Below are 26,596 nucleotides of genomic sequence, written 5' to 3'. Positions count from 1 at the left end.
TTATTTTTTTACCATTTCTGGAAGCAAAATGAGCTCTATCTCCCTGATCCAACCGGATCGCGACCTGTTCTCCTGGCCGCAGTACTGGGCCGCCTGTTTTGGACCGGCACCGTTTTTGCCGATGTCTCGTGAAGAGATGGATCAACTTGGCTGGGATAGCTGCGACATCATTTTGGTTACTGGCGACGCGTATGTTGATCACCCGAGCTTCGGGATGGCGATTTGCGGTCGTATGCTGGAAGCGCAAGGCTTTCGTGTCGGGATCATCGCCCAGCCGGACTGGAGCAGCAAAGATGACTTTATGCGTCTGGGCAAACCGAATCTGTTTTTCGGCGTGACTGCAGGCAACATGGACTCGATGATCAACCGTTACACTGCCGATCGTCGTTTACGCCATGACGATGCCTACACCCCGGATAATGTCGCGGGTAAGCGTCCGGATCGCGCGACACTGGTTTATACCCAGCGTTGTAAAGAAGCATGGAAAGATGTACCGGTGATCCTCGGTGGTATCGAGGCCAGCCTGCGTCGTACCGCGCATTATGATTACTGGTCTGACACCGTGCGCCGTTCGGTGCTGGTAGATTCCAAAGCCGACATGCTGATGTTCGGTAACGGTGAGCGTCCGCTGGTGGAAGTGGCGCATCGTCTGGCGATGGGCGAGCCGATTAGTGAAATCCGCGATGTACGTAATACCGCGATTATCGTGAAAGAAGCGCTACCTGGCTGGAGTGGCGTGGATTCTACTCGTCTCGACACTCCCGGGAAAATTGACCCGATCCCGCATCCGTATGGCGAAGATTTGCCGTGCGCGGATAACAAACCGGTGACACCGAAAAAACAGGAAGCGAAAGCCGTTACTGTGCAGCCGCCGCGTCCGAAACCGTGGGAAAAAACCTACGTGTTGTTGCCTTCATTCGAGAAAGTGAAGGGCGATAAAGTGCTGTACGCACATGCTTCGCGTATTCTGCACCACGAAACCAACCCAGGCTGCGCTCGTGCGCTGATGCAAAAACATGGCGACCGCTATGTGTGGATCAACCCGCCAGCCATTCCGCTTTCTACCGAAGAGATGGACAGCGTCTTTGCGTTGCCGTACAAGCGCGTGCCGCATCCGGCTTACGGTAATGCCCGTATTCCGGCTTACGAAATGATCCGTTTCTCGGTCAATATTATGCGTGGCTGCTTTGGCGGCTGTTCTTTCTGTTCTATTACCGAGCATGAAGGGCGCATTATTCAGAGCCGTTCGGAAGACTCGATCATTAATGAGATTGAAGCGATCCGCGATACCGTTCCGGGCTTTACGGGCGTGATTTCCGATCTCGGCGGGCCAACGGCCAACATGTATATGTTGCGCTGCAAATCGCCACGCGCCGAGCAGACCTGCCGCCGCTTGTCGTGTGTGTATCCGGATATTTGTCCGCATATGGACACTAACCACGAGCCGACGATCAATCTCTATCGCCGTGCCCGCGATCTGAAAGGCATTAAAAAGATCCTGATCGCCTCCGGCGTGCGCTATGACATCGCCGTAGAAGATCCGCGCTACATCAAAGAGCTGGCGACCCATCACGTCGGTGGTTATCTGAAGATTGCGCCGGAACATACCGAAGAAGGGCCACTGTCGAAGATGATGAAGCCGGGCATGGGTAGCTATGACCGCTTTAAAGAGCTGTTCGACACCTACTCGAAACAGGCAGGCAAAGAGCAGTATCTGATCCCGTATTTCATCTCCGCACACCCCGGTACGCGTGATGAAGATATGGTGAACCTGGCGCTGTGGCTGAAAAAACACCGCTTCCGTCTCGACCAGGTGCAGAACTTCTATCCGTCGCCGTTGGCTAACTCGACCACCATGTATTACACCGGCAAAAACCCGCTGGCGAAGATTGGTTATAAGAGCGAAGACGTCTTCGTACCGAAGGGCGACAAGCAGCGACGTTTGCATAAAGCGTTATTGCGTTACCACGATCCGGCAAACTGGCCGTTAATCCGCCAGGCGCTGGAAGCGATGGGTAAAAAGCATCTGATTGGCAGTCGTCGCGATTGCTTAGTGCCTGCGCCAACCATTGAAGAGATGCGCGAGGCCCGTCGCCAGAACCGCAATACCCGTCCGGCGTTGACCAAACATACGCCAATGGCGACCCAGCGCCAGACACCTGCCGGAGCAAAGAAAGCGCCACCCGCGCAATCTCGCCCGGTGAATGCAGGGGCGAAGAAACGCCCAAAAGTGGCTGTTGGTCGTTAAGTTAATTATCCCCGGTAGCAGAATTGCTACCGGGGATATTTTTATCATTCCGCATACATACGCAAGCAGCGCAGGCAATCAAAATAGTCTTGCGCATCAAGGCGTGTATTGGCTCTGTTAGCTTCGGATTTGGCGGCGTAGATCTGCGGGCGTAATGCTTTTATATCCTGCTCAAGTCGGGCGATTTTGGCATTTAATGTTTGTACATTACCCGCCAGTTGACTGACCTTTTGTTCATTGACGCAGCCACTTAGTAAGCTGGTCGCCAGAACAACAGCTCCCACGGTGAAAATCGTTTTCATATAGTGTTCCCTTTTATTTATTATTCCTATTCAACTCACTGCTTTAATCTGGCCGCAGTCTTCGCTTCAATCTGTTTAAGCAAACTTCCGCTATCCGGACGGATGAAATCTGCAATTTCCCACAGCCCTTCGCGCCGCTGTAAAACCAAATCCTGCTCTTCGCTGTTGCCATTGGTCAGCGCAATACGAACATGGATGCGGGCGGAATCAGCGGTTTTCTCCAGTACACGGATTTCATTAATGCGAGAAAATAGCGTTTCTTCGCCAAAACAGATCGGATTATCGTAAATAAATTGCCGCTCGATTTGCATATCTTCATCGGGGTTGCTGTCAGTTTTGAAGGTAGTTTTATAGAAGGCATTAACGGCCTGACGATAAGTGTCGGAAACAACCCACGTCCAGGGCCAGCTATAATCGGCAATATGCTCAAATAGTTCACTGACAAAAGCTTCTGGCTGTTCTTTTTGCAGCGATGCCAGCGTTGCCAGGATTTTTTCATTCTCGCTATTAACTGCCTGCCAGACGCTACCATGATTGCTGGCAATATCGTCAATGACCCAGCGATCATTTTCGGCCACCATTTTCAGCGTTTGCGTGGTCTTTTCTTTATCGTCTTTGAAGGCACGAAAGCGCACAACGGCATCCGCGTGGTCGGCGTCTATTTGGGTAATCGCTACGCTTTCTAACACCAGATCGCCAAAATCCTGACAGTCACAAATCGGATCGTAATCCAGCCAGCCAATATTGCCCGGTAGAGTGAGATTATCATTCAGGGTTAGCACCTTTTGTATGCGTTCAGATGTTATTGCCTGCTCTCCTGTTGCACCGAAATAAGGCGCACTGGCATCCGATTTATAGTTTTGATAAATCAGGCGAACTGTTTGTTCAGCGGTTAGCGATGGTGATTGTGCCTGAGTCGTGAAGCTTGCAAAAACAGCCAAAAACAGAAGAAGTATTTGTCTCATCTGTTTTTTACCTCACCGTCGCGTTTATCCATATTGTAGATGCTTTGTTGCTTTAAGAGCTTCCAGCTCCGCATGATGATGTCCTTAAATGTGGCATTTCTGAACGGAGGAGAGTAACAACGGGCGGGAGGAGAGGGGAATAAATGATTTCTGAAAAGTCCGGTAGCGGAACATTACCGCCACCGGGAGAATTTGTGCGTTAGCCGCCGAACTGGTCGGGATCGGGACCGAGGCGTTTACCTTGATCGAGTTTCGCGATTTCACCAAGTTCGTCTTTGTCGAGACGGAAATCCCAGACATTAAAGTTTTCGGCAATGCGTGAAGGTGTGACTGATTTTGGGATCACCACCAGGCCGTTATCCAGATGCCAGCGGATGACAATCTGTGCTGGAGTTTTGCCGTATTTATCCGCCAGATCGCGAATGATTTTCTGGTCAAAGACACCTTTTCCGCCTTGCGCTAACGGACTCCAGGATTCGGTCTGAATTTTGTGCGTAGCGTTCCAGGCGTGAAGCTGGCGTTGCTGCATCAGCGGATGAAGTTCGATCTGATTAATCACGGGGGGCACGCCAGTTTCATCAATCAGACGTTGCAAATGGTGGATCTGGAAGTTACAGACGCCGATGCTTTTGATTAACCCCTCTTTTTGCAGCTCGATCATTCCCTTCCATGCTTCGACATAATGGTCGATAGCGGGAACGGGCCAGTGCATTAAGTAGAGATCGATATAATCAAGCTGGAGTTTTTTCAGGCTGTCCAGCAGGGCTTCACGGGGACGCTTGTGGTCGTCGTTCCACAGTTTGGTAGTGATGAACAACTCTTCTCTGGCAAGTGCGGCATTTTTCAGTGCCTTGCCGACGCCTTCTTCGTTTTTATAGGCCGCGGCGGTATCAATCGAGCGATATCCCACTTCCAGGGCTTTTTGAATCGCGGTGATTACCTCCTCATTACTTGCTTGCCAGACGCCCAGTCCCAACTGGGGCATGACATTGCCATCCTGTAGCTTAATAACGGTTGGATTAGTCATATGTTCCTCCTTATATGAACTCACCGGAGCAGGCTCCGGTGAGGTGTTGTGAACTTAAGTCTGGACGAAATACCCAAAAACGAAAGTGTGAGGAGGAAAAAGCTTAACGGGCTGCTTCGTAAATGCGACGGCTGACATCCAGCGTAATATCATGATTTTCGCCCAGTTGGGTCATGCCGTGTTCTTCCAGCTTCTTCAGTAATGCCGGGATAGAACTGCCGTCCAGACCGTAGTCGGACAGGCGCGTCGGCACGCCTAATTGCTCGAAGAAGTTGCGGGTAGCGGCAATTGCGGCGTCAATACGCTCGTCATCGGAACCTTCGGTGATATTCCAGACACGTTCAGCGTATTGCAGCAGTTTCGCGCGCTTGGTGTCGCGTTTTTCATTCCATAGCGCAGGCAGGACGATAGCCAGCGTTTGCGCGTGATCCAGGCCGTGCATAGCAGTCAGTTCGTGGCCCAGCATATGCGTTGCCCAGTCCTGCGGTACGCCCGCGCCAATCAAACCGTTCAGTGCCTGAGTCGCTGCCCACATGACGTTCGCGCGCACATCGTAGTTTTCTGGCTCTTTCAGGGCTTTCGGGCCATCTTCGAGAAGCGTCAGCAAAATACCTTCTGCGAAGCGATCCTGAATTTTGGCATCAACCGGTTTGGTAACATACTGTTCTACGGTGTGTACAAAGGCGTCCACTACGCCATTAGCCACCTGGCGCGGCGGCAGGGTGTAGGTATAAACCGGATCGAGCACGGCAAATACCGGCTGAACGTGGGCAGAATGAAACGCCTGTTTGTCACCGGTGGTTTTGCGAGAGATCACCGCACCTGCGTTGGATTCTGAACCGGTCGCTGGCAGCGTCAGCACGCAGCCCATTGGGATGGCACTTTTAATCTCTTTACCACCCGTTTGCAGGATGTGCCACGGATCGACATTCTCAGGATAATTTGCTGCTGCGGCGATAAACTTGGTGCCGTCCAGTACGGAACCGCCACCAACCGCCAGCAGGAAAGTCACTTTCTGTTCGCGAACCAGTTTCACGGCGTTCATCAGCGTTTCATAAGTCGGGTTTGGTTCGATACCGCCAAACTCCAGCACGTCCATGCCTTTCAGGGAATCCAGTACTTGATCCAGAACGCCGGTTTTTTTAACGCTACCGCCGCCGTAAGTAATCAATATGCGGGCATCGTGAGGGATTTGCTCGCGTAAACCGGCGATAGCGCCTTTACCAAACAGAATGCGGGTTGGGGTATGCAGATTAAAGTTGTTCATTACTTGCTCTCTTTGCTGGGCCAATATGAGGGCAGAGATCAGTCTGCCTGATGTTTGTCATTGTGGTCGCCAGCGCCGTGGCTCTCAATGCTCATTTCTGCCAATGTCTTGCCTATTTCTCCAGAGTGCTGGAGAAATAGTACAAAATTGCGCACAATCAAATTGCCGCATTAATCCTAAGAAATTACACGATATGAAACGTGAAGAGATTTGCCGACTGCTGACGGATAAAATTAATAATCTGAAAAATAAAGAAAATAGTTTGTCAGAACTGTTGCCTGATGTGCGCTTGCTGTTTGGTGAGAATCCCGGGGCACGTACGCCGGTAATGTACGAGCCAGGCATCATAATTCTCTTTTCCGGGCATAAAATCGGTTATATCAATGAACGAGTGTTTCGTTATGATGCCAATGAATATCTGCTACTGACGGTGCCATTACCCTTTGAGTGCGAAACTTACGCTACGCCGGAGGTGCCATTAGCGGGCTTACGTCTCAATGTTGATATTTTGCAGTTACAGGAACTGTTGATGGACATTGGCGAGGATGAACATTTTCAACCGTCGATGGCAGCCAGCGGCATAAACTCCGCCACGCTGTCAGAAGAGATTTTATGTGCGGCGGAGCGGTTACTGGATGTGATGGAGCGACCGCTGGATGCGCGCATTCTCGGCAAGCAGATCATCCGCGAAATTCTTTACTACGTGCTGACCGGACCTTGCGGCGGAGCATTACTGGCGCTGGTCAGTCGCCAGACGCATTTCAGTCTGATTAGCCGCGTGCTGAAACGTATTGAGAATAAGTACACCGAAAATCTAAGCGTCGAGCAACTCGCGGCAGAAGCCAATATGAGTGTTTCTGCCTTCCATCATAATTTTAAATCTGTCACCAGCACCTCGCCTTTGCAGTATTTGAAGAACTACCGGCTGCATAAGGCGCGAATGATGATCATCCACGATGGCATGAAAGCCAGTGCGGCAGCGATGCGTGTAGGTTATGAAAGTGCATCACAGTTCAGCCGCGAATTTAAACGTTACTTCGGTGTGACGCCGGGTGAAGATGCAGCAAGAATGCGGGCGATGCAGGGGAGTTAAATGCGTTCCCGGCATTGCTGCCGGGAACAGAGGAAAATGTCAGGCGTTACCGTATTTTTTTTTAATTACCACAAACAGCGTGCCTAACAGGCCTGCGGTTAACAGGGCAATTGGCAGGATCATCAGAAACGTCATCACTTGATCTTCATGGCGTTTAACGAACGGGATCATGCTTAAGGCGTAACCAAAACTGGTCACCACGCTGACCCACAGCAGTCCACTTAGCCAGTTGAAAAACTGGAAGCGACGGTTTGGCAGACCGGAAATCCCCGCCATTGTTGGCAGCAGCGTGCGGACAAATGCGAGAAAACGCCCAGCCAGCAGAGCCAGCAAACCGTGGCGGTCAAACATACAGGTGGCGCGTTGATGATATTTAGCCGGAAGCTGCGCCAGCCAGCCTTTCACCGTTTTGGTATTACCTAACCAACGTCCCTGAATATAACTTAACCAGCAGCCCAGACTGGCTGCGGCAGTCAGAATCGCGATTGTTGGCAGAAAATCCATAACCCCCTGGGCAATCAGTGCGCCAGCCAGTATTAACAAGCTGTCGCCTGGCAAAAACGAGGCGGGCAACAGGCCGTTTTCTAAAAACAGCGTGGCAAACATGACAAAGTAAACAACGCTAACAATATGAGGGTCCGCCAGCGCGGCAAAGTCGTGTTGCCAGAGCGCAGCGATAATGTCTTGAATAACAGCCATGGACTTTCCTGTGGAACAGCGTTTAAGCCTTTATTTGCCTATTGTACTCCTGAATCGTCCGGGACGCCTTGATCCCGGACGCAACAATTTAAGACTAATCACAATTAGATGTCTGCAAAATTGTCCAAATTTGGCAATGTTACACAATTCGTGCAAAGCCCGCGTCCAGATCGGCAATCAGATCGTCGACGTTTTCCAGACCAATATGCAGGCGAATCAACGTGCCGCTGAAATCAATCTTTCCTTGTGGGCGGATGGCTGCGATATGTTCCGGCTGATTCGCAAGGATCAACGATTCATAGCCGCCCCACGAGTAGGCCATGCTAAATAAACTGAAGTTATCCAGATAGTTCGCCAGTTCTTCGTCGTTGAGTTTTTTCTTCAGCACAAAGGAAAATAGTCCGCTGCTACCTGTAAAGTCTCGTTTCCAGAACTCATGGCCTTTACTTTCCGGCAGAGCAGGGTGGTTAACCCGCTCAACCAGCGGATGCGCTGCCAGCCATTCCGCAACTTTCAGACTGCTTTCATGATGCTGACGCAGACGCACGCCTAAAGTGCGCAAGCCACGGCTGGTCATATAGGCGGTATCGACATCGACCATCTGCCCCATCAGATAAGAGTTCTCCCGCAGTTGCTCCCAACAACGGGCATTGCACACCGCGGTGCCGATCATCGCATCTGAGTGACCCACAAGATATTTGGTGGCGGCCTGAATGGAAATATCGATACCAAAATCAAGGGCTTTGAACAGCACTCCGGCAGCCCAGGTGTTATCAATCATAATGATGGCGTCCGGCACCACGCTGCGCACGGCGGCGACAATCGCCGGAACATCATGCACTTCCATAGTGATGGAACCTGGCGATTCCAGAAATACCACTTTGGTATTTGGCCGCAGATGTTTAACGATATTCGCGCCAATCAGCGGATCAAACCACGATGTCGTTACGCCCAATTTGCTGAGGATTTTGCTACAAAAATCCTGACTCGGTTCGTAGGCTGTGTTGGTCATCAACACATGATCGCCTTGTTCGACAAACGCGAGAATGGAATTGGCAACGGCTGCCGCCCCGCAAGGAAACAGCACGCAGCCTGCGCCACCTTCCAGTTCACACATCGCTTCTTGCAATGAGAAGTGCGTTAACGTTCCGCGGCGGCCATAGAATAATTCACCATTGGCACGATTACGCGTCGCGTGTTTTTTTGCTTCCACACTATCAAAGACCAGCGAAGAGGCGCGCTGAATCACGCTATTTACCGCGCCAAGGGTATATTTTTTGCTGCGTCCTGCATTGACCAGTTGAGTATCAAATTGTTTGTTTGCCATGTTGGGATTCCTGTTTTTATACGTCTGGATGTCTAAACTAGCATGAATAATAGTGGGCGCATCCTGAAGAATTGGCATAAAGCAGAAAATTTTCGCAAATGGCGTGCTGGTGACTTTTTTACTGCGTAAACGCAAAGAAAAGAAAGCAAAGGTACGGCAGTATGCAAATAGTAATGAGAACGACTATCAATTCGACGTCGTTTTGATATTATTGTGCGCAGATTTTGTGACTTGCGTCCTGGAGATACACAGTGGGTAATAATTTAATGCAGACGGATCTTTCCGTCTGGGGTATGTATCAGCACGCCGATATTGTCGTTAAGTGCGTGATGATTGGGCTGATTCTGGCCTCCGTAGTCACCTGGGCAATCTTCTTCAGCAAGAGCGTTGAGTTCTTCAACCAGAAGCGTCGCCTGAAGCGTGAACAGCAACTGCTGGCTGAAGCTCGCTCCTTAAACCAGGCCAACGATATCGCCGCTGATTTTGGTAGCAAAAGCTTAAGTCTGCATTTGCTCAATGAAGCGCAGAACGAGCTGGAACTGTCAGAAGGCAGCGACGATAACGACGGTATTAAAGAGCGCACCAGTTTCCGCCTTGAACGTCGGGTCGCCGCAGTGGGGCGTCAAATGGGGCGCGGTAACGGCTACCTTGCAACCATCGGCGCGATTTCGCCGTTTGTGGGGCTGTTTGGTACAGTCTGGGGCATCATGAACAGCTTTATCGGTATTGCGCAAACGCAGACTACCAACCTGGCAGTTGTTGCACCGGGCATCGCAGAAGCGCTGCTGGCAACGGCAATCGGTCTGGTGGCAGCAATTCCGGCGGTTGTTATCTATAACGTATTCGCACGTCAGATTGGCGGCTTTAAAGCGATGCTGGGTGATGTCGCAGCGCAGGTGCTGTTGCTGCAAAGCCGTGATCTGGATCTGGAAGCCAGCGCCGCTGCGCATCCGGTTCGTGTCGCACAAAAATTACGCGCAGGATAATGTCCGATGGCAATGCATCTTAACGAAAACCTCGACGATAACGGCGAAATGCACGACATCAACGTGACGCCGTTTATCGACGTGATGTTGGTTCTGCTGATTATCTTTATGGTGGCGGCACCGTTAGCGACGGTAGATGTGAAGGTGAACTTGCCTGCTTCTACCAGCACGCCGCAGCCGCGCCCGGAAAAACCGGTTTATCTGTCGGTGAAGGCGGATAACTCGATGTTCATCGGTAACGATCCTGTCACCGATGAAACGATGGTTACGGCACTGAATGCGTTAACCGAAGGTAAGAAAGATACCACCATCTTCTTCCGCGCGGACAAAACCGTCGATTACGAGACGTTGATGAAGGTAATGGATACGCTGCATCAGGCGGGTTACCTGAAGATAGGTCTGGTTGGCGAAGAAACTGCCAAAGCGAAGTAACGCAGAATTGCCTGATGCGCTGCGCTTATCAGGCCTACAGACTCTATCGCAATATATTGAATTTGCATGAATTTGTAGGCCGGATAAGGCGTTCACGCCGCATCCGACATTCGGTGCTCAATGCCTGATGCGACGCTGGCGCGTCTTATCCGGCCTACAAAATCTATTGCAACGTTTTGAATTTTCATGAGTTTGCAGGCCTGATGAGGTGTTTTCGCCGCATCAGGCAAGAGTTAAAAGCACAATGATGCCCGGTCGCTTCTCACAACCGGGCATTTTTTCAGCCTAAATGCTCACCGCCGCACACGCCGTGCACTTCCGCAGTGACGTAGCTCGATTCCTGGCTTGCCAGATAAACATACACAGGGGCCAGTTCCGCCGGTTGTCCGGCACGTTTCATTGGTGTTTTCTGGCCAAACTGCGGGATCTTATCCTGCGTCTGTCCGCCGGAAATTTGCAGTGCCGTCCAGACAGGGCCAGGCGCGACAATGTTCACCCGAATACCTTTCTCCGCGACCTGTTTCGCCAGACCACGGCTGTAGTTAAGAATCGCCGTTTTCGTTGCAGCATAATCCAGCAAGTGTGGGCTTGGCTGATACGCCTGGATTGACGAAGTGGTGATGATACCGGAGCCTTTCGGTAACAATGGAATCGCTTCCTGGTTAATAAGGTAACCAGGAAGATCCCTAAACGTCGGATTTATGCGACAAAGGATTAACGTATATGTTGATTTGCTGTTGCGTGCTGTTTACTCAATTACGATATACTGTTGCCCGTTTTAACTACACGACAGGAATGTATGGAACGTTTTCTTGAAAATGCAATGTATGCTTCTCGCTGGCTGCTTGCCCCCGTGTACTTTGGCCTTTCGCTGGCGCTGGTTGCCCTGGCGCTGAAGTTCTTTCAGGAGATTATTCATGTATTGCCGAATATCTTCTCGATAGCGGAATCTGATTTGATCCTCGTGTTACTGTCGCTGGTAGATATGACGCTGGTTGGCGGTTTGCTGGTGATGGTAATGTTTTCCGGTTATGAGAATTTTGTCTCGCAGTTAGATATCTCCGAGAACAAAGAGAAGCTGAACTGGCTGGGGAAAATGGATGCTACGTCGCTGAAAAATAAAGTGGCGGCGTCGATTGTGGCAATCTCTTCCATTCACTTACTGCGCGTCTTTATGGATGCGAAAAATGTCCCGGATAACAAACTGATGTGGTACGTCATTATCCATCTGACGTTTGTGCTCTCTGCATTTGTGATGGGCTATCTTGACCGACTCACCCGTCATAATCACTGATCTTATTCGGGCGCGGTTCTCGCGCCCGGTATTAACACGTTATTTATCGGAAGACGCCTGCCACAGATTTAGCTCGCCATCAGCGATATGTTGGTCAATCTGCGCCAGTTCTTCGGCACTAAACAGCAAATTATTTAGCGCCTGTACGTTCTCCTCCAGTTGCTCCGGACGGCTGGCACCAATCAATACCGACGTCACTCGATCATCTTTCAGCAACCAGCTTAATGCCATTTGAGCCATAGATTGACCACGCTGCTGTGCCATTTCATTTAATAAACGCAGACTGTTGAGGTTGGCGTTGGTAAGCATTTTCGGCGTCAGGCCGCGAACTTTGTGCCCTTCACGATGCATCCGAGAATCTTCAGGAATACCGTTGAGATATTTTCCGGTTAACAATCCCTGGGCGAGCGGAGTGAAGGCAATGCAGCCCACACCGTTATTTTCCAGGGTATCCAGCAGACCGCTTTTATCCACCCAGCGGTTCAGTAAATTGTACGAAGGTTGGTGAATTAGCAGCGGAATTTTCCACTCGTGTAGCAACTCGACCATTTTTTGCGTTCGCTCTGGCGAGTAAGACGATATCCCGACATACAGAGCCTTACCACTTTGCACCGCATGGGCCAGCGCCGACGCGGTTTCTTCCATTGGCGTATTTTCATCGACGCGATGAGAGTAAAAGATATCGACATACTCCAGCCCCATACGTTTCAGGCTTTGGTCGAGGCTGGCGAGCAGGTATTTACGCGACCCGCCAGAGCCATACGGGCCGGGCCACATATCGTAGCCAGCTTTGGTGGAGATGATTAACTCGTCACGATAAGCGGCAAAATCTTCCCGCAGCAGACGGCCAAAGTTCTCTTCTGCACTGCCAGGAGGCGGGCCGTAGTTGTTGGCTAAATCAAAGTGCGTAATGCCCAAATCAAAGGCTTTACGCAGGATCGCACGCTGTGACTCCAGCGCGTTGACGTGACCAAAATTGTGCCACAAACCGAGCGATAACGCGGGCAGGCGTAAACCGCTTTTTCCGCAATAGCGGTACTGCATCTGCTCGTAACGCTCGGGATTCGCTAACCAGACCATGACATCTCCTTTCCACTGTTCAATTTCGAAACGATGTTTCTAGTCTAGCGATTTGCCAGGGGAGATCCCGTAGCATCGCTCACAGTGTGACGAAAAACTGGGCAAAAACACGTGCTTATGCTTTGCTTAAAAAAACACCAGTTGAGGAGTGAAACGATGCCGCGTCTGACCGCTAAAGATTTCCCATAAGAGTTGCTGGACTACTACGACTATTACGCTCACGGGAAAATATCGAAACGTGAGTTCCTCAATATTGCGGCGAAGTATGCAGTGGGCGGGATGACGGCATTAGCATTGTTTGATTTGCTCAGGCCAAATTACGCATGGGCGACCCAGGTGGAGTTTACCGATCCGGATATTGTTGCGGAGTACATCACGTATCCTTCGCCAAATGGTCATGGTGAGGTGCGCGGCTATCTGGTGAAACCTGCGAAGATGAACAGCAAAACGCCAGCCGTAGTGGTGGTGCATGAGAATCGCGGGCTGAATCCGTATATCGAAGATGTGGCGCGGCGAGTGGCGAAGGCAGGATATATTGCCCTCGCTCCTGACGGTTTAAGTTCCGTTGGCGGCTATCCCGGGAACGATGACAAAGGCCGCGAGCTGCAACAGCAGGTCGATCCAACCAAACTGATGAATGACTTCTTTGCCGCGATTGAGTTTATGCAACGCTATCCGCAAGCCACTGGCAAGGTAGGTATAACCGGATTTTGCTATGGCGGTGGGGTATCGAACGCGGCAGCGGTGGCATATCCGGAACTGGCCTGCGCGGTGCCGTTTTATGGTCGCCAGGCTCTGGCCGCCGATGTGGCGAAAATTGAAGCGCCTTTACTGCTCCACTACGCCGAACTGGACACGCGAATTAACGAAGGCTGGCCCGCTTATGAGGCAGCGTTGAAAGCGAATAATAAGGTCTATGAGGCGTATATTTATCCGGGGGTTAATCACGGATTCCATAATGATTCCACTCCCCGTTATGACAAATCTGCCGCCGATCTTGCCTGGCAAAGAACGCTGAAATGGTTCGACAAATATCTCTCTTGATGCGTTTATCTCTTACTGGATAACGTCTTTCACATACAGGAAAAAATAGCGTGCGTAAAAGTCGTACTTTGCCTAAAATATCGCTATATAGATTCATATATAGCGATTGGAGATAAATTATGAATAACCATTTTGGTAAAGGCTTAATGGCGGGATTAAAAGCAACACATGCCGACAGTGCGGTTAATGTGACGAAATTCTGCGCCGATTATAAACGCGGTTTTGTATTAGGCTACTCGCACCGGATGTATGAAAAGACCGGCGATCGTCAGCTTAGCGCCTGGGAAGCAGGCATTCTGACGCGGCGTTATGGGCTGGATAAAGAGATGGTAATGGATTTCTTTCGTGAGAATAATTCCTGTTCTACTTTGCGCTTTTTTATGGCTGGTTATCGCCTCGAAAATTGATCAAACATACGTATTATCTTGCTTTAATTAATTACACTAATGCTCCTTCCCCTTCGTTTTAGCGCCCCGCCGCAGTATCATGACAATGATAACCATAATAAATGTGTGGTAAATGGCGCATCGATCGCATTATCGATTTTGCGGTTGAGGCAAAATATATGCCAGGTCTTCGCAACGGAATAACTATAAATGACTGGAGATAACACCCTCATCCATTCTCACGGCATTAATCGCCGTGATTTCATGAAGCTTTGTGCAGCATTAGCCGCCACCATGGGGTTGAGTAGCAAAGCCGCCGCAGAGATGGCCGAATCGGTCACTAACCCGCAGCGCCCGCCGGTTATCTGGATTGGCGCGCAGGAATGTACTGGTTGTACGGAATCTCTGCTTCGTGCAACGCATCCAACGGTAGAAAACCTCGTGCTGGAGACTATCTCTCTGGAATATCACGAAGTGCTCTCCGCCGCTTTCGGCCATCAGGTTGAAGAGAACAAACATAACGCGCTCGAGAAATACAAAGGGCAGTATGTGTTGGTTGTGGATGGTTCCATCCCATTAAAAGATAACGGTATTTACTGCATGGTCGCCGGTGAGCCGATTGTGGATCACATCCGCAAAGCGGCAGAAGGTGCTGCCGCAATTATCGCTATCGGTTCCTGCTCCGCGTGGGGCGGTGTCGCCGCTGCTGGGGTTAACCCAACCGGTGCGGTCAGCCTGCAAGAAGTTCTGCCGGGCAAAACCGTTATCAACATTCCAGGCTGCCCGCCGAACCCGCACAACTTCCTTGCGACCGTTGCGCACATCATCACTTACGGTAAACCGCCGAAGCTGGATAACAAAAACCGTCCGACCTTCGCCTATGGGCGTCTGATTCACGAACATTGCGAACGTCGCCCGCACTTCGATGCTGGTCGTTTCGCCAAAGAGTTTGGTGATGATGGCCATCGCGAAGGCTGGTGCCTGTACCACCTCGGCTGTAAAGGACCGGAAACTTACGGTAACTGCTCCACACTGCAATTCTGCGACGTTGGCGGTGTATGGCCGGTGGCGATTGGTCACCCGTGCTACGGCTGTAACGAAGAAGGTATCGGCTTCCATAAAGGCATCCATCAGCTTGCCAACGTCGAAAACCAGACGCCGCGTTCACAGAAACCGGACGTTAACGCTAAAGAGGGCGGCAACGTTTCTGCGGGCGCTATCGGTTTGCTTGGCGGTGTGGTTGGGCTGGTTGCCGGTGTCAGCGTGATGGCGGTGCGTGAACTGGGTCGTCAGCAAAAGAAAGATAACGCTGACTCACGGGGAGAATAACCGTGAACAGACGTAATTTTATTAAAGCAGCCTCCTGCGGGGCATTGCTGACGGGCGCATTGCCGTCTGTCAGCCATGCGGCTGCTGAAAACCGCCCGCCAATTCCGGGATCGCTGGGAATGTTGTATGACTCGACCTTGTGCGTAGGCTGCCAGGCTTGTGTGACTAAGTGTCAGGATATCAACTTCCCGGAACGTAACCCGCAAGGGGAACAGACGTGGTCGAACAACGACAAACTGTCGCCGTATACCAATAACATCATCCAGGTGTGGACCAGCGGCACTGGCGTCAACAAAGACCAGGAAGAGAATGGCTATGCGTACATTAAGAAACAGTGTATGCACTGCGTCGATCCGAACTGTGTCTCCGTGTGCCCGGTTTCTGCGCTGAAAAAAGATCCGAAAACCGGCATTGTCCATTACGACAAAGACGTGTGCACCGGCTGTCGTTACTGCATGGTCGCCTGCCCTTACAATGTGCCGAAGTACGACTACAACAACCCGTTTGGTGCGCTGCATAAGTGTGAGCTGTGTAACCAGAAAGGTGTGGAGCGTCTCGATAAAGGCGGTCTACCTGGCTGCGTAGAAGTGTGTCCGGCGGGCGCGGTGATTTTTGGTACGCGTGAAGAGCTGATGGCTGAGGCGAAAAAACGCCTGGCGCTGAAGCCTGGCAGCGAATACCACTATCCGCGTCAGACGTTGAAATCTGGCGACACTTACCTGCACACAGTGCCGAAATATTATCCGCATCTGTACGGCGAGAAAGAGGGCGGCGGTACTCAGGTTCTGGTACTGACGGGGGTTCCTTATGAAAATCTCGACTTGCCGAAGCTGGACGATCTTTCTACCGGCGCGCGTTCCGAAAATATTCAACACACCCTGTATAAAGGCATGATGCTACCACTGGCTGTGCTGGCGGGCTTAACCGTGCTGGTTCGTCGCAACACCAAAAACGACCATCACGACGGAGGAGACGATCATGAGTCATGATCCACAACCGCTGGGCGGCAAAATCATCAGTAAACCGGTCATGATTTTTGGACCGTTAATCGTCATTTGTATGCTCCTGATTGTGAAGCGTCTGGTGTTCGGTCTGGGTTCTGTCTCCGACCTGAATGGCGGCTTCCCGTGGGGCGTGTGGATTGCGTTTGACCTGCTGATCGGCACCGGTTTCGCCTGTGGCGGCTGGGCGCTGGCGTGGGCGGTATACGTCTTTAACCGTGGACAATACCATCCGCTGGTGCGTCCGGCGCTGTTGGCAAGTTTGTTCGGTTACTCACTGGGTGGCTTGTCGATTACCATCGACGTCGGTCGTTACTGGAACCTGCCGTACTTCTACATTCCGGGTCACTTCAACGTGAACTCGGTACTGTTCGAGACGGCGGTTTGTATGACCATCTACATCGGTGTGATGGCTCTGGAGTTTGCTCCTGCATTGTTTGAACGTCTGGGCTGGAAGGTATCGCTCAAGCGTTTGAACAAGGTGATGTTCTTTATCATCGCGCTTGGCGCGCTGCTGCCGACTATGCACCAGTCTTCCATGGGATCACTGATGATCTCGGCGGGCTACAAAGTGCATCCGCTGTGGCAGAGCTATGAAATGTTGCCGCTGTTCTCGCTGCTGACGGCGTTCATCATGGGCTTCTCGATAGTCATCTTTGAAGGTTCGTTGGTGCAGGCGGGTCTGCGTGGCAACGGGCCGGATGAGAAGAGCCTGTTCGTCAAGTTGACCAACACCATCAGCGTGCTGCTGGCGATTTTCATCGTGCTGCGCTTTGGCGAGCTAATCTATCGCGACAAGCTGTCGTTAGCGTTTGCCGGTGACTTCTACTCCGTCATATTCTGGATTGAAGTCCTGCTGATGCTCTTCCCGCTGGTCGTTCTGCGTGTGGCGAAGCTGCGTAATGATTCACGTATGCTGTTCCTGTCGGCACTGAGCGCACTGTTAGGTTGTGCAACCTGGCGTCTGACCTATTCGCTGGTGGCATTCAACCCGGGCGGCGGTTACGCCTACTTCCCGACGTGGGAAGAACTGTTGATTTCTATTGGTTTTGTGGCTATTGAGATTTGCGCTTACATCGTACTCATTCGTCTACTGCCGATACTTCCTCCTTTAAAACAAAACGATCATAATCGTCATGAGGCGAGCAAAGCATGAGCCAGAGAATTACTATTGATCCGGTAACCCGTATTGAAGGGCATTTACGCATCGATTGCGAAATCGAAAATGGCGTCGTTTCGAAAGCATGGGCTTCCGGAACCATGTGGCGCGGCATGGAAGAGATCGTGAAAAACCGCGATCCGCGCGATGCCTGGATGATTGTGCAACGTATCTGTGGCGTATGTACCACCACTCACGCGCTCTCTTCTGTTCGTGCGGCAGAGAGTGCGCTGAACATTGACGTTCCGGTTAACGCGCAATACATCCGTAACATTATTCTGGCTGCGCATACCACGCATGACCATATCGTCCATTTCTATCAGCTCTCTGCGCTGGACTGGGTGGACATCACTTCTGCACTGCAAGCTGATCCGACTAAAGCTTCTGAAATGTTGAAAGGTGTTTCGACCTGGCACCTGAACAGCCCGGAAGAGTTCACCAAAGTTCAGAACAAGATCAAAGATCTGGTTGCCAGCGGTCAGTTGGGTATTTTCGCCAATGGCTACTGGGGGCACCCGGCGATGAAACTGCCGCCGGAAGTGAACCTGATTGCGGTAGCGCACTACTTACAGGCGCTGGAGTGCCAGCGTGACGCAAACCGAGTGGTGGCGCTGCTGGGCGGTAAAACGCCGCACATTCAGAACCTGGCGGTAGGTGGGGTCGCTAACCCGATCAACCTCGACGGTCTGGGCGTACTGAACCTTGAGCGCCTGATGTACATCAAGTCCTTCATCGACAAGCTGAGCGACTTTGTTGAGCAGGTTTATAAGGTTGATACTGCCGTTATCGCGGCGTTTTATCCGGAATGGCTGGAGCGCGGTAAAGGTGCGGTGAACTACCTGAGTGTGCCGGAATTCCCGACCGACAGCAAAAACGGTAGCTTCCTGTTCCCTGGCGGATATATCGAAAACGCGGATTTGTCCTCGTATCGTCCGATTACTTCCCATTCCGATGAATACCTGATCAAAGGGATTCAGGAAAGCGCGAAACACTCCTGGTATAAAGACGAAGCACCGCAGGCACCGTGGGAAGGCACAACCATTCCGGCTTACGACGGTTGGTCTGACGACGGTAAATACTCCTGGGTGAAATCACCGACTTTCTACGGCAAAACGGTAGAAGTGGGTCCGCTGGCAAACATGCTGGTGAAACTGGCGGCAGGACGCGAGTCTACCCAGAACAAACTGAATGAAATCGTTGCGATTTATCAGAAACTGACGGGCAACACGCTGGAAGTGGCGCAACTGCACTCCACGCTGGGGCGTATTATTGGTCGTACCGTTCACTGCTGCGAATTGCAGGATATCCTGCAAAATCAATACAGTGCACTGATCACTAATATCGGCAAAGGCGACCACACCACGTTCGTGAAGCCGAACATTCCAGCAACGGGCGAGTTCAAAGGCGTTGGCTTCCTTGAAGCGCCGCGCGGTATGCTCTCCCATTGGATGGTGATTAAAGACGGTATCATCAGCAACTACCAGGCGGTCGTTCCATCCACCTGGAACTCTGGCCCGCGTAACTTCAATGATGACGTCGGTCCGTATGAACAGTCGCTGGTGGGTACACCGATTGCCGATCTGAATAAACCGCTGGAAGTGGTGCGTACCATTCACTCCTTCGACCCGTGCATGGCCTGTGCGGTTCACGTAGTGGATGCCGATGGCAACGAAGTGGTTTCAGTGAAGGTTCTGTAATGCGTATTTTAGTCTTAGGGGTCGGCAATATTTTGCTGACCGATGAAGCCATCGGCGTGCGGATTGTTGAAGCGTTAGAGCAACGATACGTTCTGCCGGATTATGTTGAGATCCTCGATGGCGGCACGGCGGGAATGGAACTGCTTGGCGACATGGCAAATCGCGATCATCTGATCATTGCCGATGCCATTGTGTCGAAAAAGAACGCGCCGGGAACGATGATGATCCTGCGGGACGAAGAAGTTCCGGCGTTGTTTACCAACAAAATCTCTCCGCATCAGCTTGGGCTGGCCGACGTATTGTCGGCCCTGCGCTTCACCGGCGAGTTTCCGAAAAAGCTGACTCTGGTCGGCGTGATCCCGGAATCGCTGGAGCCGCACATCGGTTTAACGCCGACGGTCGAAGCAATGATTGAACCTGCGCTTGAGCAGGTTCTGGCTGCGCTGCGCGAATCAGGCGTGGAAGCCATCCCGCGGGAGGCAGCACATGACTGAGGAGATTGCTGGTTTCCAGACCTCCCCAAAGGCGCAAGTACAGGCAGCGTTTGAAGAAATTGCCCGGCGTTCGATGCACGACCTCTCGTTTCTGCATCCTTCCATGCCGGTGTATGTTTCCGATTTTACGCTGTTCGAAGGTCAGTGGACGGGGTGTGTGATCACCCCGTGGATGCTGAGTGCAGTGATCTTCCCCGGCCCGGATCAACTCTGGCCGCTGCGCAAAGTGAGTGAGAAGATCGGTCTGCAACTGCCTTATGGCACTATGACCTTTACCGTTGGTGAACTGGACGGTGTTTCGCAATACCTCTCTTGCTCGCTGATGTCGCCGCTTTCGCACAGCATGTCGATTGAAGAGGGCAAACGCCTGACGGATGACTGCGCGCGAATGATCCTTTCGCTGCCAGTCACGAATCCGGATGTGCCACACGCAGGGCGTCGCGCCCTGCTGTTTGGCCGCAGGAGTGATGAAAATGCATGAGTTGTCGCTTTGCCAGAGCGCCGTTGAAATTATCCAACGGCAGGCGGAGCAGCACGATGTTAAGCGCGTCACCGCCGTGTGGCTGGAAATTGGCGCGCTCTCCTGCGTTGAGGAGAGCGCGGTTCGTTTTAGTTTTGAAATTGTCTGCCAGGGAACGGTGGCGCAAGGGTGCGATTTACATATCGTCTATAAACCCGCCCAGGCCTGGTGCTGGGATTGCAGCCAGGTAGTGGAGATTCATCAGCACGATGCGCAGTGTCCGCTCTGTCATGGCGAGCGGTTGCGTGTCGATACCGGCGATTCGCTGATCGTCAAAAGTATTGAAGTTGAATAACCGGAGTTAACAATGTGTATTGGCGTTCCTGGCCAGGTGCTGGCCGTCGGTGAAGATATTCACCAACTTGCGCAGGTTGAAGTTTGTGGTATCAAGCGCGACGTGAATATCGCCCTGATTTGCGAAGGCAATCCGGCCGATTTGCTGGGCCAGTGGGTGCTGGTGCACGTCGGGTTTGCCATGAGCATCATCGATGAAGATGAAGCCAAAGCCACATTAGACGCGCTGCGCAATATGGATTACGACATTACCAGCGCGTGATAATTAAAGTCGGATGCTTTCGTAGGCCTGATAAGACGCGCGAGCGTCGCATCAGGCATTGTGCCTGATTGCCGGATGCGGCGTGAACGCCTTATCCGGCCTACATCGGTCTGGAGGGCTTGCTGCGACGAACGCTAACCATTACCCCTGACGCTTATCTTCTGTATTTGTCTCGAAATCACTGGCGTCATGGCGCTCATGCAACTGCTCATTCAGCGGTCCGTTGGTGCGGTTAACAATACGCCCACGCTTCACCGCCGGACGTTCACCCACTTCTTTCGCCCAGCGTTGCACGTGTTTATAACTACCCGCATCAAGAAACTCTGCGGCATCATACACGCCGCCTAACACCACGTTGCCAAACCACGGCCAGATTGCCATATCAGCAATGGTGTACTCATCGCCCGCCACAAACTTATGCTGTGCCAGTTGCTTATCCAGCACGTCGAGCAGACGCTTGGCTTCCATAGTAAAGCGGTTAATGGCGTACTCAATTTTCACCGGCGCGTAATGGTAAAAGTGACCAAAACCACCACCGAGGAACGGCGCAGCACCCTGTAACCAGAACAGCCAGTTCAACGTTTCAGTGCGCTTCGCCAGATCCTGCGGCAGGAAGTAGCCAAATTTCTCCGCCAGATAAAGCAGAATCGAACCTGACTCAAACACGCGGATCGGCGGATTATGCGTATGATCGCGCAGTGCCGGGATTTTCGAGTTCGGGTTCACTTCGACAAAACCGCTGGAGAATTGATCGCCATCGCCAATGCGAATCAGCCAGGCATCGTACTCTGCGCCGGTGACGCCCAGCGCCAGCAGCTCTTCGAGCATAATCGTTACTTTCTGACCGTTTGGCGTACCCAGCGAATAAAGTTGCAACGGGTGCTTGCCAACAGGCAGCGTTTTTTCATGCGTCGGACCAGAAACCGGGCGATTGATATTGGCGAACGCGCCGCCAGCAGATTTATCCCACGTCCAGACTTTCGCGGGCTGATAAGTATTGTCTGTCATACTGAATTGCCTTCTGAGTGGTAGTGTTGAAGCAGTGTAGCAGCTCGCTTGCTGTACAGATTGTGAATTTTTTAACCCTTTGCACCAGCCGCTGCGTTGAGGTGTATGATAAGTCAGACCTCTGTCCGGTTAATGTCGCTGAGCAGGTAATCAGAGCACAACAATTACGCCAACTGCTTAGGTTGTATTGTTAAAGGTAAAGTGATGAGCAAAGGAACGACCAGCCAGGATGCCCCGTTCGGGACATTATTGGGCTACGCCCCCGGTGGTGTAGCAATCTACTCTTCAGATTACAGTTCTCTCGATCCGCAGGAATACGAAGATGACGCCGTATTCCGTAGCTATATCGACGATGAATATATGGGCCACAAATGGCAATGTGTTGAATTTGCTCGCCGTTTTCTCTTTTTGAATTACGGTGTGGTCTTCACCGATGTGGGCATGGCGTGGGAGATTTTCTCATTGCGCTTCCTGCGTGAAGTGGTTAACGACAACATCCTGCCATTGCAGGCATTTCCTAACGGCTCGCCGCGTGCGCCGGTCGCAGGAGCGCTTCTTATTTGGGATAAGGGCGGTGAATTTAAAGACACCGGCCATGTCGCCATCATTACCCAATTACGCGGCAATAAAGTCCGTATTGCGGAACAGAACGTGATTCATTCTCCATTGCCGCAAGGGCAACAGTGGACGCGTGAGCTGGAAATGGTGGTCGAAAACGGCTGCTATACCCTGAAAGACACCTTCGATGACACCACCATCCTGGGCTGGATGATCCAGACAGAAGATACCGAACACAGTTTACCGCAGCCGGAAATTGCAGGTGATTTGTTGAAAATCAGCGGGGCGCGGCTGGAAAACAAAGGCCAGTTTGACGGCAAATGGCTGGATGAAAAAGATCCGCTACAAAACGCCTACGTGCAGGCGAACGGTCAAGTGATCAATCAGGATCCGTATCATTATTACACCATTACCGAGAGTGCCGAGCAGGAGCTGATTAAAGCCACCAACGAGCTGCACCTGATGTATCTCCACGCCACCGACAAGGTGCTGAAAGATGACAATCTGCTGGCGCTGTTCGACATTCCGAAAATCCTCTGGCCGCGTTTGCGTCTCTCCTGGCAGCGTCGCCGTCACCATATGATCACCGGTCGTATGGATTTCTGCATGGATGAGCGCGGCCTGAAAGTCTATGAATACAACGCCGATTCTGCCTCCTGTCATACTGAAGCGGGCTTGATCCTCGAACGTTGGGCGGAGCAAGGCTATAAAGGCAACGGCTTCAATCCGGCTGAAGGGCTGATTAACGAACTGGCTGGTGCCTGGAAACACAGTCGTGCACGTCCGTTTGTCCATATCATGCAGGACAAAGATATCGAGGAGAACTATCACGCGCAGTTTATGGAGCAGGCGCTGCAACAGGCGGGCTTTGAAACGCGTATCTTGCGCGGGTTAGACGAGCTGCGCTGGGATGCTGCCGGGCAACTGATTGATGGGGAAGGGCGACTGGTTAACTGCGTGTGGAAAACCTGGGCATGGGAAACCGCGTTTGATCAGATTCGCGAAGTCAGCGACCGTGAGTTTGCTGCGGTGCCGATCCGTACCGGCCATCCGCAAAATGAAGTGCGCCTGATAGACGTTCTGCTGCGTCCGGAAGTACTGGTCTTTGAGCCGCTGTGGACGGTGATCCCTGGCAACAAAGCGATTCTGCCGATCCTCTGGTCGTTGTTCCCGCACCATCGCTACCTGCTGGATACCGATTTCACCGTTAATGATGAGCTGGTGAAAACCGGTTACGCCGTGAAGCCGATTGCCGGTCGCTGTGGCAGCAATATCGACCTCGTCAGCCATCATGAAGAGGTGTTGGACAAAACCAGCGGTAAATTTGCCGAGCAGAAAAACATTTACCAGCAGTTGTGGTGTCTGCCAAAAGTGGACGGTAAATACATTCAGGTATGTACCTTCACTGTTGGCGGTAACTACGGTGGGACTTGCTTGCGCGGAGATGAATCACTGGTCATCAAGAAAGAGAGTGATATTGAACCGTTAATTGTGGTGAAAGAGTAATAAACTTTGCCATAAACCGCACTGATTATGGAAATAACCAGTGCGGAAAATTGTTTGTGTAATAATCAAAACATTTATCGGGTGGATTTATTTAGATTAATAAATTCATAATATAAATATATTAGGGGTTGAAATTCTTTGTCATGAATTCTTTCCGTGATTTCTGAATGGTGACTTATTCCCTGATCCTAAAGAAATAACATTGTTTTTATCACTAAAAAGCGATATTTCACTTTGCCCATGCCATTAAAGTCACTGATAATGCGTTCGTTCGTAAATTCAAAATGGCGTAATCTAATATATGCTAAATTTATTTGTTGGCCTTGATGTATATACGGGGCTTTTGTTATTACTTGCTCTGGCGTTTGTGTTGTTCTATGAAGCAATTAATGGTTTTCATGACACAGCGAATGCGGTCGCAACCGTTATTTATACCCGTGCCATGCAGCCACAACTTGCTGTGGTGATGGCAGCATTTTTTAACTTTTTTGGTGTATTGCTTGGCGGACTTAGCGTCGCCTATGCCATCGTCCATATGTTGCCAACCGATTTGTTGCTGAATATGGGGTCAACTCATGGTCTGGCGATGGTCTTTTCCATGCTGCTGGCGGCGATTATCTGGAATCTGGGAACATGGTTCTTTGGTTTACCGGCCTCCAGTTCGCACACCTTGATTGGCGCTATTATCGGCATTGGTTTAACCAACGCGCTGTTAACCGGCTCATCGGTGATGGATGCGTTAAACCTGCGTGAAGTGACCAAGATTTTCTCCTCGCTGATTGTCTCCCCTATCGTCGGTCTTGTCATTGCGGGAGGGTTGATTTTCCTGCTGCGCCGTTTCTGGAGCGGAACGAAAAAGCGTGACCGTATTCACCGCATTCCTGAAGATCGCAAAAAGAAAAAAGGTAAACGTAAGCCGCCATTTTGGACGCGCATTGCACTGATTGTTTCCGCTGCGGGCGTAGCGTTTTCGCACGGCGCGAACGACGGACAGAAAGGGATCGGCCTGGTGATGCTGGTTCTGGTGGGGATTGCGCCCGCCGGGTTTGTCGTCAATATGAATGCTTCCGGCTATGAAATTACCCGTACTCGCGATGCAGTGACCAACTTCGAACACTATCTGCAACAGCATCCGGAACTGCCGCAGAAATTGATTGCGATGGAACCCCCGTTGCCTGCGGCATCAACTGAAGGCACGCAAGCGACGGAGTTCCACTGTCATCCAGCAAATACTTTTGATGCGATTGCTCGTGTCAAAACGATGCTGCCGGGCAATATGGAAAGCTACGAGCCGTTAAACGTAAGTCAACGCAGTCAGTTGCGGCGCATTATGCTTTGCATCTCTGATACTTCCGCGAAACTGGCGAAACTGCCAGGCGTTAGCAAAGAAGACCAGAACCTGCTGAAAAAACTGCGCAGCGATATGTTAAGCACCATTGAGTACGCTCCGGTGTGGATTATCATGGCGGTAGCACTGGCGCTCGGTATCGGCACCATGATTGGCTGGCGTCGTGTGGCGATGACCATCGGTGAGAAAATTGGTAAGCGTGGCATGACGTATGCGCAAGGCATGGCGGCGCAAATGACGGCGGCAGTGTCTATCGGTCTTGCCAGTTACATCGGTATGCCTGTTTCCACAACGCACGTACTCTCTTCTGCGGTGGCGGGGACGATGGTAGTGGATGGCGGTGGGTTACAGCGTAAAACGGTAACCAGTATCCTGATGGCATGGGTGTTTACCTTACCGGCGGCAATTTTTCTGTCTGGTAGTCTGTACTGGATAGCATTGCAGCTTATTTAACCTTCCTGATAATGCCCGCTCCCTGCGATCGGGCATTATCACTTCTGACTAGTGATAACCTCGTGCCGTCATAAAATCCCTAATCGCTTTTTCCGCATCAATCAGCACCTGCTCCAGCGGCTGATTGGCATCGATATCAACCAGTTGTGCACCGCCAAAGGTTAACTGCGGCGTTATGGCTATCTTCCTTTCCAGCGATTCCCTTTTGTGGTCGGGTTTACGCGCGCAGGCAACGTCCAGATCGACATTGAGTTTGATGACCAGATCAGGCTTATGGCTCGCCATCCAGTGAAACGCCTTACGTTCCTGACTTGCCAGCCATGAGACAAAACGACCGCCTTCAACGTTAGGCGGGAACACCGTACCATCGTAAGCGCCAGGAATTTGGTCTTGCGGATAACGGTCGGTTAAAACAATTAACCCGCGACGACGACAGGCAAGCATATGGCGAAAGCGTAGTAAGCGACGGGCGACAAATGCTGTAATTACCAGCGCCGGAACGGGACCCGGTAATTTTTTCGCCGTTTTCACTTTATTGCGTTCAATAGATTTATTAAGTGATTTCCCCATTAAGGGCAATTTGACTACTGCTCGCCCCACATTCCCTGCTTGTTTCCCGAGATGAACTCTTTCTGCGGCACCATATTTTTCGACAACGGTAATGAGATGTTCACACACCGTTGACTTGCCTGAACCATCACTGCCGATAACGGCAATTAACGGAGGGGTTATTGATTGCATGAATATATCCTTAAATTTAAATATCCACCCAAAATATTTATTTGGTTAATATGTTTTTATGAAAGCGTAATTCAGG

At 51.3% G+C, this 26,596-nt stretch carries 26 protein-coding genes and 1 pseudogene; 17 read left to right on the top strand and 10 right to left on the bottom strand.

Annotation, left to right across the window (positions count from 1 at the left end; translation table 11 throughout):
* Window positions 1-28: 28 nt before the first annotated feature.
* Window positions 29-2,248, top strand: coding sequence for a YgiQ family radical SAM protein (locus tag A31E_RS07920; RefSeq protein ID WP_016249218.1), 2,220 nt, complete (start codon window positions 29-31; stop codon window positions 2,246-2,248).
* Between the two features lie 44 nt (window positions 2,249-2,292).
* Here A31E_RS07920 and yqhH read toward each other — a convergent pair whose 3' ends face one another.
* From yqhH to yqhD, 4 genes are all read right to left on the bottom strand, one after another.
* Window positions 2,293-2,550 carry a lipoprotein YqhH gene (gene yqhH / locus A31E_RS07925; protein ID WP_001517105.1) on the bottom strand — a complete coding sequence of 86 codons (258 nt, stop codon included), beginning with the start codon at window positions 2,548-2,550 and terminating at the stop codon, window positions 2,293-2,295.
* 35 nt (window positions 2,551-2,585) lie between these two features.
* Window positions 2,586-3,515: a YqhG/Tai3 family protein gene (locus A31E_RS07930; RefSeq protein WP_016249217.1), complete on the bottom strand. Its 930-nt coding sequence runs from the start codon at window positions 3,513-3,515 to the stop codon at window positions 2,586-2,588.
* Window positions 3,516-3,714: 199 nt separating this feature from the next.
* The gene (gene dkgA / locus A31E_RS07935; protein ID WP_000184343.1) at window positions 3,715-4,542 is read right to left on the bottom strand and encodes a 2,5-didehydrogluconate reductase DkgA; all 828 of its coding nucleotides are present in this window, start codon (window positions 4,540-4,542) and stop codon (window positions 3,715-3,717) included.
* Between the two features lie 103 nt (window positions 4,543-4,645).
* Window positions 4,646-5,809 carry an alcohol dehydrogenase gene (gene yqhD / locus A31E_RS07940; protein WP_001058791.1) on the bottom strand — a complete coding sequence of 388 codons (1,164 nt, stop codon included), beginning with the start codon at window positions 5,807-5,809 and terminating at the stop codon, window positions 4,646-4,648.
* Window positions 5,810-6,002: 193 nt separating this feature from the next.
* On the opposite strand from yqhD, the gene yqhC reads away from it, so the two are divergent.
* Window positions 6,003-6,902, top strand: a complete 900-nt coding sequence (gene yqhC, locus A31E_RS07945) for a DNA-binding transcriptional regulator YqhC (protein ID WP_016249216.1) — start codon at window positions 6,003-6,005, stop codon at window positions 6,900-6,902.
* Between the two features lie 39 nt (window positions 6,903-6,941).
* Here the strand turns inward: yqhC and yghB are convergent, their stop codons facing one another.
* On the bottom strand, window positions 6,942-7,601 hold the full coding sequence (yghB, locus tag A31E_RS07950; protein ID WP_000268420.1) for a DedA family general envelope maintenance protein YghB: 660 nt from the start codon (window positions 7,599-7,601) through the stop codon (window positions 6,942-6,944).
* A 139-nt stretch (window positions 7,602-7,740) separates the two neighbouring features.
* A complete protein-coding gene (gene metC / locus A31E_RS07955) occupies window positions 7,741-8,928 on the bottom strand; it encodes a cystathionine beta-lyase (protein ID WP_016249215.1) in 1,188 nt (395 codons plus the stop codon).
* A gap of 251 nt (window positions 8,929-9,179) precedes the next feature.
* Between metC and exbB the strand changes: the two genes are divergently transcribed.
* Window positions 9,180-9,914, top strand: a complete 735-nt coding sequence (gene exbB, locus A31E_RS07960; protein ID WP_000527841.1) for a tol-pal system-associated acyl-CoA thioesterase — start codon at window positions 9,180-9,182, stop codon at window positions 9,912-9,914.
* Window positions 9,915-9,920: 6 nt separating this feature from the next.
* Window positions 9,921-10,346 (top strand): TonB system transport protein ExbD, encoded by a 426-nt coding sequence (gene exbD, locus A31E_RS07965; RefSeq protein ID WP_001240714.1) that lies wholly within the window; start codon window positions 9,921-9,923, stop codon window positions 10,344-10,346.
* A 280-nt stretch (window positions 10,347-10,626) separates the two neighbouring features.
* Here exbD and A31E_RS07970 read toward each other — a convergent pair.
* Window positions 10,627-11,019 (bottom strand): annotated as a pseudogene (locus tag A31E_RS07970) (SDR family oxidoreductase); the annotation flags it as partial.
* A 126-nt stretch (window positions 11,020-11,145) separates the two neighbouring features.
* On the opposite strand from A31E_RS07970, the gene A31E_RS07975 reads away from it, so the two are divergent.
* A complete protein-coding gene (locus A31E_RS07975) occupies window positions 11,146-11,640 on the top strand; it encodes a TIGR00645 family protein (protein WP_001517102.1) in 495 nt (164 codons plus the stop codon).
* Between the two features lie 39 nt (window positions 11,641-11,679).
* Here the strand turns inward: A31E_RS07975 and gpr are convergent, their stop codons facing one another.
* Window positions 11,680-12,720, bottom strand: a complete 1,041-nt coding sequence (gene gpr / locus A31E_RS07980) for an L-glyceraldehyde 3-phosphate reductase (RefSeq protein ID WP_000262134.1) — start codon at window positions 12,718-12,720, stop codon at window positions 11,680-11,682.
* Window positions 12,721-12,912: 192 nt separating this feature from the next.
* On the opposite strand from gpr, the gene yghX reads away from it, so the two are divergent.
* The 10 genes from yghX (at window position 12,913) to hybG (ending at window position 20,906) form a co-directional block, all read left to right on the top strand.
* Window positions 12,913-13,764, top strand: a complete 852-nt coding sequence (yghX, locus tag A31E_RS07985; protein WP_016249213.1) for a YghX family hydrolase — start codon at window positions 12,913-12,915, stop codon at window positions 13,762-13,764.
* Between the two features lie 119 nt (window positions 13,765-13,883).
* Complete coding sequence (gene yghW / locus A31E_RS07990) at window positions 13,884-14,171, top strand: DUF2623 family protein YghW (RefSeq protein WP_001059136.1); 288 nt, start codon at window positions 13,884-13,886, stop codon at window positions 14,169-14,171.
* Between the two features lie 189 nt (window positions 14,172-14,360).
* Window positions 14,361-15,479: a hydrogenase 2 small subunit gene (hybO, locus tag A31E_RS07995; RefSeq protein ID WP_000145417.1), complete on the top strand. Its 1,119-nt coding sequence runs from the start codon at window positions 14,361-14,363 to the stop codon at window positions 15,477-15,479.
* A gap of 2 nt (window positions 15,480-15,481) precedes the next feature.
* Window positions 15,482-16,468, top strand: coding sequence for a hydrogenase 2 operon protein HybA (hybA, locus tag A31E_RS08000; RefSeq protein WP_001081870.1), 987 nt, complete (start codon window positions 15,482-15,484; stop codon window positions 16,466-16,468).
* The gene (hybB, locus tag A31E_RS08005) at window positions 16,458-17,636 is read left to right on the top strand and encodes a Ni/Fe-hydrogenase cytochrome b subunit (RefSeq protein WP_016249212.1); all 1,179 of its coding nucleotides are present in this window, start codon (window positions 16,458-16,460) and stop codon (window positions 17,634-17,636) included. Before hybA ends, hybB begins: the two co-directional genes overlap by 11 nt.
* Window positions 17,633-19,336 carry a hydrogenase 2 large subunit gene (gene hybC / locus A31E_RS08010; protein ID WP_016249211.1) on the top strand — a complete coding sequence of 568 codons (1,704 nt, stop codon included), beginning with the start codon at window positions 17,633-17,635 and terminating at the stop codon, window positions 19,334-19,336. Before hybB ends, hybC begins: the two co-directional genes overlap by 4 nt.
* Window positions 19,336-19,830, top strand: a complete 495-nt coding sequence (locus A31E_RS08015; RefSeq protein WP_016249210.1) for a HyaD/HybD family hydrogenase maturation endopeptidase — start codon at window positions 19,336-19,338, stop codon at window positions 19,828-19,830. Before hybC ends, A31E_RS08015 begins: the two co-directional genes overlap by 1 nt.
* Window positions 19,823-20,311 (top strand): hydrogenase-2 assembly chaperone, encoded by a 489-nt coding sequence (hybE, locus tag A31E_RS08020; protein WP_000134011.1) that lies wholly within the window; start codon window positions 19,823-19,825, stop codon window positions 20,309-20,311. Before A31E_RS08015 ends, hybE begins: the two co-directional genes overlap by 8 nt.
* Complete coding sequence (gene hypA / locus A31E_RS08025) at window positions 20,304-20,645, top strand: hydrogenase maturation nickel metallochaperone HypA (protein ID WP_000544957.1); 342 nt, start codon at window positions 20,304-20,306, stop codon at window positions 20,643-20,645. The genes hybE and hypA overlap by 8 nt, the downstream gene beginning before the upstream one ends.
* A 12-nt stretch (window positions 20,646-20,657) precedes the next feature.
* On the top strand, window positions 20,658-20,906 hold the full coding sequence (hybG, locus tag A31E_RS08030; protein WP_000334894.1) for a hydrogenase maturation factor HybG: 249 nt from the start codon (window positions 20,658-20,660) through the stop codon (window positions 20,904-20,906).
* A gap of 141 nt (window positions 20,907-21,047) precedes the next feature.
* Here hybG and yghU read toward each other — a convergent pair whose 3' ends face one another.
* Complete coding sequence (gene yghU, locus A31E_RS08035) at window positions 21,048-21,914, bottom strand: glutathione-dependent disulfide-bond oxidoreductase (protein WP_000131798.1); 867 nt, start codon at window positions 21,912-21,914, stop codon at window positions 21,048-21,050.
* 204 nt (window positions 21,915-22,118) lie between these two features.
* Here yghU and gss point away from each other — a divergent pair, with 204 nt between their 5' ends.
* Both gss and pitB read left to right on the top strand, forming a co-directional pair.
* Complete coding sequence (gene gss, locus A31E_RS08040) at window positions 22,119-23,978, top strand: bifunctional glutathionylspermidine amidase/synthase (protein ID WP_001517098.1); 1,860 nt, start codon at window positions 22,119-22,121, stop codon at window positions 23,976-23,978.
* Window positions 23,979-24,279: 301 nt separating this feature from the next.
* Entirely contained in the window at window positions 24,280-25,779 is a 1,500-nt protein-coding gene (gene pitB / locus A31E_RS08045) for an inorganic phosphate transporter PitB (RefSeq protein WP_000933317.1), read from the top strand.
* Window positions 25,780-25,827: 48 nt separating this feature from the next.
* Here pitB and A31E_RS08050 read toward each other — a convergent pair whose 3' ends face one another.
* The gene (locus A31E_RS08050) at window positions 25,828-26,520 is read right to left on the bottom strand and encodes a dTMP kinase (protein ID WP_016249209.1); all 693 of its coding nucleotides are present in this window, start codon (window positions 26,518-26,520) and stop codon (window positions 25,828-25,830) included.
* Between the last annotated feature and the right edge of the window lie 76 nt (window positions 26,521-26,596).

Origin of the sequence: Escherichia sp. KTE159 (genome assembly GCF_000408805.1) — a bacterium.
Lineage (GTDB): Bacteria > Pseudomonadota > Gammaproteobacteria > Enterobacterales > Enterobacteriaceae > Escherichia > Escherichia marmotae.
Note: the sequence above shows the minus strand (reverse complement) of the source record. Positions and strands in the feature narration are given on the sequence as shown.